Consider the following 11,814-nt stretch of genomic DNA (forward strand, 5'->3'; position numbering starts at 1 on the left):
ACGTACATGCCGTCGTCACACTCCTGGCAGACCGGGCGCCGGGTCTGACCGAGGCCTTGCGAGTTGCCGGGGCCCGTTACGTCCTGCTCGACGGCACCCTGGTCGAGTGCGACCGGGTCGGCGACAGCCGCGGGGACTACTCGGGAAAACACCGCCGCCACGGGGTAAACCTGCAGGTCATCACAGCACCAAACGGAAGCCTGGTGTGGATGTCGCCCGCACTCGCGGGCCGGACCCACGATCTCACGGCGGCCCGGCGGCACCGGATCATCTCCACGTGCATCCGGCTCGGCATCCCCATCCTGGCCGACAAGGCCTACCAAGGAGCCGGCGACGGGACAGCAGTGCCCCACCGGCGACGACCGGGGAAGGACCTCACCGCCGGACAGAAATCCGTCAACCGGGCGCACTCACGCCTCCGATGGCCCGTCGAGAGAGCCATCGCCCGGATCAAGACCTGGCGCATCCTCCGCAAAGCCCGGATCAGCCCGAACAACCTCACGTCAATCGCCAGAGCCATCCTCACTCTGGAGACTCACCGCTGAAAAGGCTCAGTGGCAGGGCACGCTGTCACCGCGGCGCACGCCGGCGACGACAGCGGTGGTGAAACCGGTCAGGGCGCATACGGCCAATGCCAGGCCCGCCACCGTGGCGGGGGGCCATGGCCAGGCGAGGAGGACGGCCACCGCCCCTTCCACGACCACGACCAGCACGGCCAGGGGTGTGGCTCCCCGGCCTGCGGCCGGCACCAGCGCGCCGACCGCCGTCCGGAACGGGCCCCACCCTCCCGGGCGGACCTTGGACACCACGGCCACAACGAACACCACAGCCAGCGCCGCACGGATCCCCACCCACCCATAAACCACCCCAGGGATCACCACGCCACCTCCCCCGCCGCACCACCACCCCGACAACCCCCCGCCCCCAGATCACCGACCCCACCCCGGCCTAATCACCCCATGCAAACACAACGGCCGGCCACGCACTTCCCCGTCCGACCCTCGGTTGCCTCACAATAGGCTGCACAGTCAGTATCTATTATGCAGATGATGGCAGTGGGGGCGTTTTTGCGGATGATGGTCTTCTCGGTGATGGTGTCGGCGAGTCGGCCGAACCGTTCGAGCAGGGTGTTGGCCATGGGATTCCACCTTTCTGCACGGGCAGCGCCGCGCATAGGGAACAGCACCGTCTTCCCGGCCGGTGTGTGCAGGTTTCCTGTCACGGGTTGGGAGTACCCGTCGAGGAGACCTCACCGTGCCGGGTCCGGAGCAGCAGCTGGCGGGCACATCCCGCCTTGTGGGGCGCGGACGCCGTCGCCCGTCACAGCGTGCGTACCGGATGTGACTAATCTATTCGACCAGGACCGGCTCGAAAGGGGAACCCCCCGGATTCGAGAAGTCATCGTCGCGCTTCCGCTTTGCGCCGATAACACACGATTGTCGAGAGCCTCACAGCGGTCCTGCAGCCAAAGGGGTCCTGCGGGATGTGCTGTTGAGGGCGGGGGCAGCGAAAGGGAAATCTTCACGGGTGTGCCTCTGAGGTTGATGCCCCCGGGAAGTGGTGAAGTGCTGCCGTGGGCTTTGGCACTTCCCGTTCGTTTTCGACCTCACGGAGCGACAACGGGGAGGCGGAAGCACAGCCCCACCGCACGGCGGAACTCCACCGGGCAGCGGTGGTACGACGGTGGCGCGGCACCCGGCTCCCGGCAGGAAACCTCAAGATCACCGCAGGGTCACCGCCGACGCCCTCCACACCCAGCGCGAGCACGCGAAATGGCTGGTCCAAGCCAAGAACGCCCACTACCTGATGGTGGTCAAGGGCAACCAGCCGAAACTCCACGCAGCGGTCAGAGCCCTGCCGTGGAAGGAGGTGACCGCCCGCCGATACGACCGCGAGCGCGGGCACGGCCGCCGCGAGACCCGCTCGATCCGCACGCTCACCGTCACTGGCCTCGGTCTGGACTTCCCCCACGTCGTCCAAGCGGTGAAGATTCTCAGACACCGCACCGATCTGAAGACCGGCAAGATCACCCGACAGACCATCCACGCCATCACCAGCATGACCGCACGCGAGGCGTCCCCCCAGCTCATCGGCCGTATCGCCAGAGCTCAGTGGGGCATCGAGGCCGTCCACCACGTCAGGGACACGACGTTCGCCGAGGACGCCTCCAAGGTCCGGACCGGACACGGACCGGAGAACATGGCCACCCTTCAAAACCTCGCGATCAACACCCTCCGCGACGCCGGCCACCACAACATCGCAGCGGGACTCCGCGAGGTCTCCTACACGCCCTTCGCCCGCCCACTCGACCTGCTCGGACTACCCCTGACCTGCAACGCAGCATGATCAACCCGACTATGAATTAGCCCTGGTCAGCGCCGTGTGGTGGCGTCTGGCCACCGAAGTGGGGCCGGCGATGAGGGCGGCCGGCGTGAAGTGGGGCCGGGGCAGGTGTCGCTCCAGGGCGGGCAGGTAGTTCCACCGCAGGCCGGGGTGGGCGGAGTGGGCGTAGTGGTGGAGGTCGCCGTAGGGGAGCCAGGTGGTGGCGGCGAGCGTGGCCAGAACGCGGTTGTGCGGGTAGAGGCGCAGGCATCGGCCCGCCTCGATCTCGGCGGCGGTGCCGGTGCGGTGCTCTGGGTCGAACCAGGTGTGCTCGGCGATCAGGCTCCACCAGGCGAGCAGGGGGTAGAGCAGGAGCCGCGGCAGGAGTACCCCGGCGAGGACGGCGGCCCACCCCCCGGCCGCGTACGCGGCGACCAGGACCAGGGTGACGGCGGCGGGTCCGCCGTACCGGCCCGGCCGCGGGCGCAGGTTGGCGGCCAGGGCGGTGAGCGTGGCCCGGAGGCCCCGGGCGGTGAGGGGGTGGACCACGGCGGCGGCGAAGCGCAGGGCGCCGACCCCGGGGCGCAGGCCCGCCTCGGCGAGTTCCGCAAGGTTGGGATCGGCGGCCAGAGTGGCGTTGGGATGGTGGTCGCGGACATGGCGCCGCCGGCGGACGGCGACAGGGGCGAATCCGAGCGGGTAGTGCGCGCCCAGTGCCGCCAGCAGGTGATTGACCCTGCGGGAGCGGGCCAGTACGCCATGGATGGCGTGATGGCTGATCTCCTGAAGGTGCCGGAACTGGACCGCGACACCGGTCGCGGCCGCCACGGCGCCCGGCAGGCCCTGGGCGGCGAGCATCCACCACCCGATGATCTGCACCCACTGACCTGCGACCAGCAGCACGGGCGTCCAGTCGTGGGCCCGGGCACGCTGCAGGGCTATGAGCTGCGCGGCGCCCCCGGCATGCGGACGGCCGAGAGAGAAGTGGACGCGGTCGGCCTGGCGGAGGGCGATCCCGGCCGTGATCAGGGATAAGGCGAGCAGCATGCGGTGATCCCAGGGTGAGACAACGGTGGGCACCTCCCACCTGTGATCACTTAACGTACATCTAGTGGACTAGATTTGGGCAGTGTTCCATGCGGCTGGAACGCCTGAGGGGCGGCCCACCGGCGGGCCGCCCCTCAGGCGTGTGCGCGGTCCGCCTGCTACAGGCTGGCGACGGTGGCGCTGATGCGGGTCTCATCCCAGGCGCCGGCGTCGAGCTGAGGGCGGGCGGCGGCCTCATAGGCCTGGAGGGTGCGGGGCGCGGAGTCGGCGCCGTGGCCCCAGACGCTCTCGAAGCGGTCGGTCCAGCGGGCGACGCCCTTGAAGTAGACGGAGGACCGGCCGCGCTGGTAGTCGGCGTCTCCCTGCTCTTCTTCTACCAGGGCGGCGGCCTGGGCGAAGATGACGACGTCGACGGCCTGGTCGGCGCGCAGGCGGTCGCGGACGGCGAGGCCGCAGGTGACGCCGAGGTCGCGGTGCTGGCCGATCAGGTCCAGGAGGGAGCGGGCGAAGTCCTCTTTGGCGAGGTCGGCGGCGAAGACGATGAACAGCCGGTGGATGGTGCCGCCGGTCTCGGTGAAGCGCCGGTTGGCGGCGATGTACTCGCGCCGGCCGGTGAGGAGTGTCGGGTTGGTGGTCAGGTCCGCGGCCAGGATGCGCTGGGGCTGGGCCTGGGCATCGGTGACGGTGCGGACGAGCAGAGCCGACAGCCGGGGGACCTCGGAGGCATACACGCGCAGGTGGCCGTCGGCGATCTCGCCGTAGTCGGAGATGAGCTCTGCTTCGAGCTGCGAGCGGACCCGGTCGTAGTACTGGGCGTCATCCATGGCTTTGAGGTTATTGGCCCGGCGCAGGTGGATGTACGTCTTTCGCATCCAGTAGTGCCCCGCGACCAGGACCAGGATGAGCGCGGCCTGGATCAGGAGCAGCAGCTTGAGGTTGACGCGTTCGGCAGCCCAGCCGACGACGGGGACCACCAGCCCGGCGATTCCGACGGCGGCACCGAGGGCGGGTGAGCCCAGGGCCTGAGTGGCCCGGCTGAGCGTGTTCGGACGTGCCTCGGACATCTTGGTTCCTCCCCCATGTGGCCTGGTCCGGCCGTGGGTTCATGATTCCCGAGCACTCGTGCCCGGTCCAAGAAAACGGCCGGTTCCCCGGAGGCCGCGGCCGGACGCGGTCGTAGGGGCCGGGCGCTCAGGTCCCGTTCGGGCCGGTCAGGGCGATGTCATAGCAGATGGTCCACCGGTCGGCGGGGATGACAAGGTCCGCGGTTTCCACGGGCCGGTCGTCGCTGTCGTAGTAGGTCCGCTCGATCACGGTCGCGAGAGACCCGGCGGGTACGCCGAGTTGCTGGGCCTGGTCGCGGTCGGTCTGGACGGGGCGGGTCCGCTCCACTGCGCGGACCACGGTGATGCCCAGGTGCGCCATCCGGTCCACGACGCTGCGGCCGGCGAAAGGGCCGCCATCGGGCAGGACCACCGCGCTCTTGCCGGTGATCGCCATCGGCTCCCAGCTGACGCTGCTCATCACAGGGCGCTGGTTGGCGTCGAGGAACTCGTACGCGGTGCGCACGCAGTGCTCACCCGGCTCGATCCGCAGCCGGCCCGCGATGGCGTCGGAGGCCGGGACTTTGGCGGTGCTCTGGGCGTCCCAGGTGGAGATGCCGGCCGGGGCGAGTGGGGCGCTGGGGTGCCCGGGGGCCGGGCAGCGCAGCATGTGCAGCCGTTCCTGGGGGGCGCGAACGTAGGTGCCGGCCCCGGGGCGGCCTTCGAGCAGGCCCTCGGTGATGAGGAGTTCCTGGGCGCGGCGGATCACGTTCTCCCCGACGCCGTGGATCTCTCCCAGGAAGGCGCGGGAGGGGAGTCGGGAGCCGACAGTCCATTCGCCCTCGCTGATGAGCCGACGGAAGGCGTCGGCGACCAGCAGGTAGGGGGCGTGGGTCGTGTCGGCCATGAGTCTCCCTCGCATGCGCCGTGCTGACTGCCGGTCAGCGCTCCGTCAATCGCATGTGTGATCCGTTTGACAATCTAGTCCACTAGCTAAAAGCTAGTGGACTAGAAGTGCGCTACGTGATCAGTGGTGGGCGGGTGGGGCGGGGCATGGACGAACTCTTAAGCGCCACCGCGGTCATAGCCGCCCTCACCGAACTCACCGGCCGGACACCCGATACCGCAGAGCACAACGGCGTCCTGACCATCCGAGCCGACTCCTCCCGCGTACCGGCCCAGCGATGGCACCACCTCATTGCGGTCCTGGAAACCGGCACCTCCTACGGCATGACCACCACCGCGGCCGGCGCGCGAGTCGTCTGGCTGCGCATCGAGTTGGGAGAGACACCCCGCCCATGAACGCCATCCCGATCGGCATCCCCTTCGCCAAAGGCCACGGCACCGGCAACGACTTCCTGATCCTGGACGACCCCGACGGCCTGCTCGACCTCACCCCCGCCCACACCACCCGCCTGTGCGACCGCCGCAAGGGCATAGGAGCCGACGGCCTGCTGCGCCTGGTCCGCTGCACCGCCGCCCCGGAGGCCTTCACCATGGCCGACCGGGCCGAATGGTTCATGGACTACCGCAACGCGGACGGGTCGCTGGGCGCGATGTGCGGCAACGGCGCCCGCGTCCTGGCCCGCTACCTGACCGCCACCGGACGCCACCAGGGCGGCCCCCTCAGCCTCGCCACCCGCGCCGGCGTCCGCGACCTCCACGTTCCCGCCGGGCCCGGCTCCCACCACGGCGATGTCAGCGTGACGATGGGCATCCCACTCCTGCCCGGCCCCGAGCGAATCACCGTCACCGTCGGCCCCCGGCACTGGCCCGCCCTCCACATCGACGTCGGCAACCCGCACGCCGTGGTCTTCGTGGACGACCTGGACCACGCGGGCACCCTCGCCACCGCCCCGGAAGTCACCCCGGCCTGGGCGTACCCGCACGGCACCACCGTCGAGTTCGTCCGCGACCTCGGCTCCCGCCACCTGGTCCTACGCGTCCACGAACGCGGCGTCGGCGAAACCCCCTCGTGCGGAACCGGCGCCTGCGCCGCCGTCGCGGCCGCACTCCACCGAGCACCCCAGCCCCCGGGACCGGTCCGCTACACCGTCGACGCCCCGGGCGGCCGCCTCCTGGTCGACGTCGCAGCCGACGGCACCATGACCCTGGCCGGCCCCGCCTACCTCACCGCCCAAGGAACCGTCCGCCTCCACACCCCGTGGCCGACCGCACCCGCAGCGGGCGAACGGGGCCTTCAGCGACCCGCCTACGGAGTGCCATCCCCCACGCTGCTGGCCCGGGCAGACCGCGGCCTCACCCGCCTTGCGAGCGGCCAGCCCGGTGCCCACGACGACGTAGGAGACCGGTGAAAGGCGACGGCCACGAAGAGCACCCGCTGCTCGGCCGCCTCGTCCGCGACATCCCCTCCGGCACCGAGGGCCGGCTGATGGCCGTGGTCCGCGAAGAACTCCCCACCCACACCGGCACCCCCCGCTTCACACGCCGCGCCTACATCCGCCCCACAGTCGGCGGAGTGGAAATCGCGACTGCCGTGGACAACATCGAACCCCTCGGCGCCACCTGACCCCGTGCAGGCCCAGGTCCCGAGCGAACAGGAAGCCCCTGGCAAACCCAGGGGCTTCCTCTGTGCCGCGGACCCGCAGCGCCGTAGGAGCGCGGGGAATCCCCTCCGCTCCCAGTTGTAAAGAGATCTCTATTGAGTCACAACGTCCAGGGACATTGAGAGTGTTTATCCCCAGTTGAGCCCTTTTAGGACCTGACAGTCCCCCCATAACCCAAGTGAGACCGCTTCTGCGATCCCCTCGACCTGAGCCCCGGACCACTCCGGGGCTCAGCGCTTTCCGGCTCCCACGCCCGCGGAGTGGGAGCCGTTCTCGTCCCGTGCCTCGGCATAACGGCCGGGTGCCCGTGAGGAGACCCCGTCCGGCGGGGGTAGCGGGCCTAACCCCCGCCCCCAGCACTGTCTGACCGCCACCCCGAGACACAAAGGGTGGCGGCGCCCCATGCTGCGCCCCCTGTCCGGTGTCCGCCGTGGATACCGAGGAGAGAAAGGACCACCACCATGAGCCAGATAACCGCCCCGGAGTCCGGCCGTACCAAGCGGCAGATGCGGGAGGAGCTTGCCCAGGTACGCCGTCAGCGCGACCAGATGCTGGCGGTGTTCGGCGTCCTGCTGGCCGTGGGCGCGGGACTGGTGGTGCGGTACGCGCCGGAGTGGGGCAACCCGGCCCAAGTCGCCTTCGCCGCCGCCGCCCTCTATGGGTGGGTGGTCACCGCCTCCCGCCGGACATGACCGCGAAGCATGACGGCTGCGTGACCCGGCTGCGGGAGGGATGGCCGGGCCACACAGCACCCGAACCCGTATCGCGCGATACACGTCCGAATGCTCCGGAAGGCCGACACCTGAGCGGCCACGCCCCGGGACCGGCACCGCCGTGGGGCGGCGTACGGTCGGGAGTATGAGCACGACAGAGCTGACGGAGCCGACTGCATGCCGGCCGTGGCGGCCCGAGGACGGCCCGGAGCTCGGGTATGGACATGGCCGGCGGGGGACCGCCCGGCGCTGTACGTGTGGTCATGCGGGGCGTGGCGGTACGCGCCTGTCTTGTCCCGGCAGGACGGGGCGGACGGCCGCATCGTCTATCAGGTGGTGGTGGACCTCGACGGCTCGACGTCGGGGGTCGCCCGCCTGTACGCGTGGCCGCAGCCCGGGCTCCGTGTCGCCCGCCGGTCCAGCTCGCAGCCATCCGACTCCGGCCCGCCGGTCCTGGCCGGTAGTCGGGGCGGGGCGATCGACTCCGCGTAGCCGGCGCCGCTGATCACACCGGCAGGGTCTGGGGGCGGAGGGAATGCCGGGGTGGCGAAACGGTTCACTACAGTGCCGCCCGCCGAGAGGACCCGTTGATGAGTACCCCCACCCCGCGCCCCGAGCCGGTCACGTGGTCGCGTGACCAGGCCGGACCGTGCCGACGATGCCAGCAGACCACCCATAGGTACGGGGTGGGCGGGAACCCCTTGTGTAGGGCATGCAGAGACCGCCTGCGGGAGACGCAGCAGAGACAGCCCCACTCCTGACCCAGGGCTGAGTCCGAAGGCTCCTGCGGGGCCTGGCCGCGCCTGGGGTCCGGCTGATACTGCCGCGAGCTCGTAAGGGAGGTGTCCGGGTGACGTTGCGACCGCCAGTCGAGCCGATGCTCGCGCAGGCAGTGGAGTCGATTCCCGGCCCTGGTGTCCTGGCGGGCGGTCTCGCCTGCGAGCAGAAGTTCGACGGTCACCGGGCGATCTTGTTCACCCCGGCCGAGCCTGAGGGGCGGGTGCTGGTGCAGACGCGGCGTGGCTCGCTGGTCCAGGACCGTTTCCCCGACCTTGTCGCCGCCGCCGGCCAGCTTCCTGACGGTCTGGTCCTGGACGGTGAGCTTGTGGTCTGGGACGGGCAGGCGGGCCGGCTGTCTTTCGAGGCCCTCCAGCGCCGGGCGGCGGCCCGTGGCCGCAGTGCCGTGGCGTTGGCCTCCTCGCTGCCGGCGTTCTTCATCGCGTTCGACGTCCTCCAGGAGGGCGGCACCGCACTCCTGAACCGCCCGTACGGGGAGCGCCGCCGGATCCTGGAGGACCTCTTCGAGCAGCACCAGCTGACATCCCCGTGGACGCTCTGCCCAATGACCACCGACCCGGCCAAAGCCAGGGAGTGGCTGGAGTCCTGGACGGACGTCTCAGGGGTGGAGGGAATCGTGGTGAAGGGGATGAACCAGCGCTACCTGCCCGGCTTCCGCGGCTGGTACAAACTCCGCCGCCGCGACACCACCGAAGCCATCATCGGCGCCATCACCGGCACCCTCACCCGCCCCCAGCTCCTCGTCCTCGGCCGCCACGACACCCGAGGCCGCCTCCGGGCCATCGGCCGCACGGTCCCGCTGCGCCCGGACGCCGCCCGGCAGCTGGCCGGGCACCTCGTTACGGCCGGCCCGGACCATCCGTGGACGGGGGTGCGCTTCGCCTCCGCGTGGGGCAGCCGCGACGTCCTTGACGCGGTCCTGGTCCGCCCGGATCTCGTCGCGGAGATCAGCGCCGATACCGCTGTGGACCGGGGCGGGGTCTTCCGCCACCCACTGCGTTACACACGCCTGCGCCTGGACGTCACTGCCGAGGATGTGCCCCGCTTCGGCGAGGGAACGGCAGCAGCCGCCGGCTAGGGCGTGGCCTTGTTCGCCAGGGGGACGGCCTCGGAACGGAACTGCTCGTGGGCGGCCCGGCCCTGAACAAGCTCTGGACCTCTCCCTGGCTATCGCAGGTAGAGGTGTCGGCGCCCGATTCTGGCTTGCCCACCGGGTCTGACCGGCCACGATGGCCATGATCGTGAAAGGGGGGTTCACACCCCCGGTGCTACCTCCGGCGCACCTTCCGATGCACCCCTGCAAGCAACCGTCCAGCCCCTCGCCGGTGCAACCCCTGGCGGGCTCTTCCCACAGGGTCGGCCAGTTCCGCAGGCGTGATCGGATCACCCGTCGTTCGGCTTCTTCACGGGCAAGGGCCTGGGACCTGCGGCTTCTCACAGCTCAGGACCCGGGCAAGCCTGCCGTGGGCAAGCCTCCCAGGGGGTCGGGCAAGCCTGCCGGAGACGGGGTGGGCAAGCCCTCCTACGCGATCGACGGCACGCCCGTGCCGTGCTCCACCCCGGAGATGAGCGTCTTCAGCTCGGCGTCCCCTGACCCCCTACCGCCCGCAAAGTGTGATCTGTGTCACTACCTGCGCGGGGTTGCGGGGCTAGCCCATAGCTGTGATCGAAGCCCCATTCAAGTCCGATCTGCCATCAAAGGCACAGGTCAGAGCATTGAATGGGGCTTTCTGCTGCCTCAGGGTGATCGGGGTTGCGGGGCTAACTCCCACGGCCGTCAGAGTCCGGAACCAGGCAAAGGGCCGAGACGCCCGTCCTGTCGAGCCGCCACCCCGAGACGCAAGGGGTGGAGGGGCTCCACGCTCCGCCCCACCGCACGCCGACCCGGCGTGCCCAAACGAAGGGAAGATCCTCATGTCCTCGCTCGCCCTGGTCGTGCTGCTGCTCCTGGTCCTGGTGACGCTGCTCCTGGCGGGCGGCTTCGGGTGGGCCGTCCACCGGTATCCGGCGCTGGCTGCGCCGGTGACGGCGGCCGGGATGGCCGTGGCTCTCGTCGTCGCCTGCGTGGGGACCATTGGTGCCCGTTGACCTGGCCGGCCCCCGTCGTGGCTACGGCGGTGACTCGGCCCAGGTCTCCGGGCCACCGCAGCGCCACTCCACCGACTCACCGGTGAGGTTGAAAGCCTCGGCGTCCTCCATCCCTGCTTCTTGCAGGAAGGCGACGACGTCGGAGGGCTGGTGGGCGAGGCCGATGGACTGCCCGTCCCAGCGGACCCGCCGCCAGCCGTTTTCGTCGGGCGGGTAGATGACCAAGGGGGGTGGGGGCATGCCCCCACCCTCGGCCGCGGGCTGCCGGAAGTCACCCTGTCCGGTCTGGACGGGTGAGAGCCCGGCGGCCCCGGAGTGGCCCGGTCTGGTGAATCGGCTATTTCCCTGAGAGCTTTTATCGGGTGGTCTCTAGATTTGTTTCGAGGTGGAATTATGGGGCGCCCATGAATTCACTGTGGCGACAGGTTGAATTCAGAAATTTACCTGAGGGCCTGTCAGTTGATCTTGTGTTGGGGTGTGCGGGGGTGTGGGGTGGGGGTGTGGGGGTGGTGTGGGGGTGGTCCGGTCGCTCTATCTCGGCGTGGTGCGGCATTCTTGTCCGCCCGCCTGACGGCCCGTTGCGTCCCTGACCGATGGTTGTGGTGTCTGTGCTGCTCAGGGCCGTATACGGGGCGGTTCAGGGGCGTTCAGGGACACGGCTTCGGGGTCTGGTCGAAGCACCCGGCGCCCCCCGGCGGGCCGGTTGAGGGGGCGGGCGGGTCGGGCGGGGTCCTCGATCCGCCCAAGGGGTGTCCCGTGGTTCTGCCATTGGTACATGCTGCATCAGGTGGTGAGGCAGAGTCCGGGATGCTACACAGTGCATCACCCATGCCTCCTCCCGTGACTGTGCTCCCCGAGCACCAGGCGGTGCGCGGACCCCAGTCCTGCGGCCCCGCAGTCAGGGACCCGCCCAAGCCCCGCCACCCCCTGCCCTGTTGCCAGCCGCCCGCGCAGCGGGCCTCGGGCCGGGGAGCGGAGCGACCGAGCCCGCCCAGGCCTGCGCAGCAGGCCAGAAGCCTGGAGCGCAGCGGAAGGCTTCACCAACCGCGCGCAGCGCGGGAGGTGACCCCCGGTCAATCCTGGAGCGCAGCGGAAGGGTTGACCGGGGGTCGGTGAAGCGAAGCGAAACCGGGGCCAGTCCGGAGCGAAGCGGAGGACTCCGGCCCGAAGGGCCGGCCCTTGCCCGGAGCGCAGCGAAGGGCTGCGCTCCAGAGCGCGCAGCGCTCTGGTACCCGC

15 protein-coding genes are annotated in these 11,814 nt (G+C 70.2%); 9 read left to right on the plus strand and 6 right to left on the minus strand.

Translation table 11 applies throughout. The features are described from left to right. The coding region (locus ABZX75_RS33325; RefSeq protein WP_355417687.1) for a transposase family protein at positions 1 to 545 on the plus strand (545 nt) is incomplete at its 5' end. A 6-nt stretch (positions 546 to 551) separates the two neighbouring features. On the opposite strand, the gene ABZX75_RS33330 is transcribed toward ABZX75_RS33325, so the two are convergent. Together ABZX75_RS33330 and ABZX75_RS33335 are read right to left on the minus strand one after the other, a co-directional pair. Continuing rightward, positions 552 to 881: a MauE/DoxX family redox-associated membrane protein gene (locus ABZX75_RS33330; protein ID WP_355417690.1), complete on the minus strand. Its 330-nt coding sequence runs from the start codon at positions 879 to 881 to the stop codon at positions 552 to 554. A 71-nt stretch (positions 882 to 952) separates the two neighbouring features. Then, on the minus strand, positions 953 to 1,138 hold the full coding sequence (locus ABZX75_RS33335) for a hypothetical protein (RefSeq protein ID WP_355417693.1): 186 nt from the start codon (positions 1,136 to 1,138) through the stop codon (positions 953 to 955). Between the two features lie 545 nt (positions 1,139 to 1,683). On the opposite strand from ABZX75_RS33335, the gene ABZX75_RS33340 reads away from it, so the two are divergent. Further along, positions 1,684 to 2,346, plus strand: coding sequence for an ISAs1 family transposase (locus ABZX75_RS33340; RefSeq protein ID WP_355417696.1), 663 nt, complete (start codon positions 1,684 to 1,686; stop codon positions 2,344 to 2,346). 9 nt (positions 2,347 to 2,355) lie between these two features. Here ABZX75_RS33340 and ABZX75_RS33345 read toward each other — a convergent pair whose 3' ends face one another. The 3 genes from ABZX75_RS33345 to ABZX75_RS33355 form a co-directional block, all read right to left on the minus strand. Then, complete coding sequence (locus ABZX75_RS33345) at positions 2,356 to 3,369, minus strand: fatty acid desaturase (protein WP_355417699.1); 1,014 nt, start codon at positions 3,367 to 3,369, stop codon at positions 2,356 to 2,358. Between the two features lie 158 nt (positions 3,370 to 3,527). Continuing rightward, on the minus strand, positions 3,528 to 4,433 hold the full coding sequence (locus tag ABZX75_RS33350) for a hypothetical protein (protein WP_355417702.1): 906 nt from the start codon (positions 4,431 to 4,433) through the stop codon (positions 3,528 to 3,530). A gap of 127 nt (positions 4,434 to 4,560) precedes the next feature. Then, positions 4,561 to 5,319: a GntR family transcriptional regulator gene (locus ABZX75_RS33355; RefSeq protein WP_355417705.1), complete on the minus strand. Its 759-nt coding sequence runs from the start codon at positions 5,317 to 5,319 to the stop codon at positions 4,561 to 4,563. A 146-nt stretch (positions 5,320 to 5,465) separates the two neighbouring features. On the opposite strand from ABZX75_RS33355, the gene ABZX75_RS33360 reads away from it, so the two are divergent. The 7 genes from ABZX75_RS33360 to ABZX75_RS33390 all read left to right on the plus strand — a co-directional run bounded on the left by ABZX75_RS33360 (position 5,466) and on the right by ABZX75_RS33390 (position 10,578). Further along, the gene (locus ABZX75_RS33360; RefSeq protein ID WP_355417708.1) at positions 5,466 to 5,714 is read left to right on the plus strand and encodes a hypothetical protein; all 249 of its coding nucleotides are present in this window, start codon (positions 5,466 to 5,468) and stop codon (positions 5,712 to 5,714) included. Further along, positions 5,711 to 6,727 (plus strand): diaminopimelate epimerase, encoded by a 1,017-nt coding sequence (gene dapF, locus ABZX75_RS33365; RefSeq protein ID WP_355417711.1) that lies wholly within the window; start codon positions 5,711 to 5,713, stop codon positions 6,725 to 6,727. The genes ABZX75_RS33360 and dapF overlap by 4 nt, the downstream gene beginning before the upstream one ends. Next, a complete protein-coding gene (locus ABZX75_RS33370) occupies positions 6,724 to 6,942 on the plus strand; it encodes a hypothetical protein (protein ID WP_355417714.1) in 219 nt (72 codons plus the stop codon). Before dapF ends, ABZX75_RS33370 begins: the two co-directional genes overlap by 4 nt. A gap of 498 nt (positions 6,943 to 7,440) precedes the next feature. Further along, a complete protein-coding gene (locus ABZX75_RS33375; RefSeq protein WP_355417716.1) occupies positions 7,441 to 7,671 on the plus strand; it encodes a hypothetical protein in 231 nt (76 codons plus the stop codon). Between the two features lie 312 nt (positions 7,672 to 7,983). After that, the gene (locus ABZX75_RS33380; RefSeq protein WP_355417719.1) at positions 7,984 to 8,184 is read left to right on the plus strand and encodes a hypothetical protein; all 201 of its coding nucleotides are present in this window, start codon (positions 7,984 to 7,986) and stop codon (positions 8,182 to 8,184) included. Positions 8,185 to 8,542: 358 nt separating this feature from the next. Further along, the gene (locus ABZX75_RS33385) at positions 8,543 to 9,568 is read left to right on the plus strand and encodes an ATP-dependent DNA ligase (RefSeq protein ID WP_355417722.1); all 1,026 of its coding nucleotides are present in this window, start codon (positions 8,543 to 8,545) and stop codon (positions 9,566 to 9,568) included. Positions 9,569 to 10,404: 836 nt separating this feature from the next. Then, the gene (locus tag ABZX75_RS33390; protein WP_355417725.1) at positions 10,405 to 10,578 is read left to right on the plus strand and encodes a hypothetical protein; all 174 of its coding nucleotides are present in this window, start codon (positions 10,405 to 10,407) and stop codon (positions 10,576 to 10,578) included. Between the two features lie 21 nt (positions 10,579 to 10,599). Here the strand turns inward: ABZX75_RS33390 and ABZX75_RS33395 are convergent, their stop codons facing one another. Then, entirely contained in the window at positions 10,600 to 10,818 is a 219-nt protein-coding gene (locus tag ABZX75_RS33395) for a hypothetical protein (RefSeq protein WP_355417728.1), read from the minus strand. Positions 10,819 to 11,814: the final 996 nt, after the last annotated feature.

It is taken from the genome of Streptomyces sp. NPDC003038, from assembly GCF_040611115.1.
GTDB lineage: Bacteria > Actinomycetota > Actinomycetes > Streptomycetales > Streptomycetaceae > Streptomyces.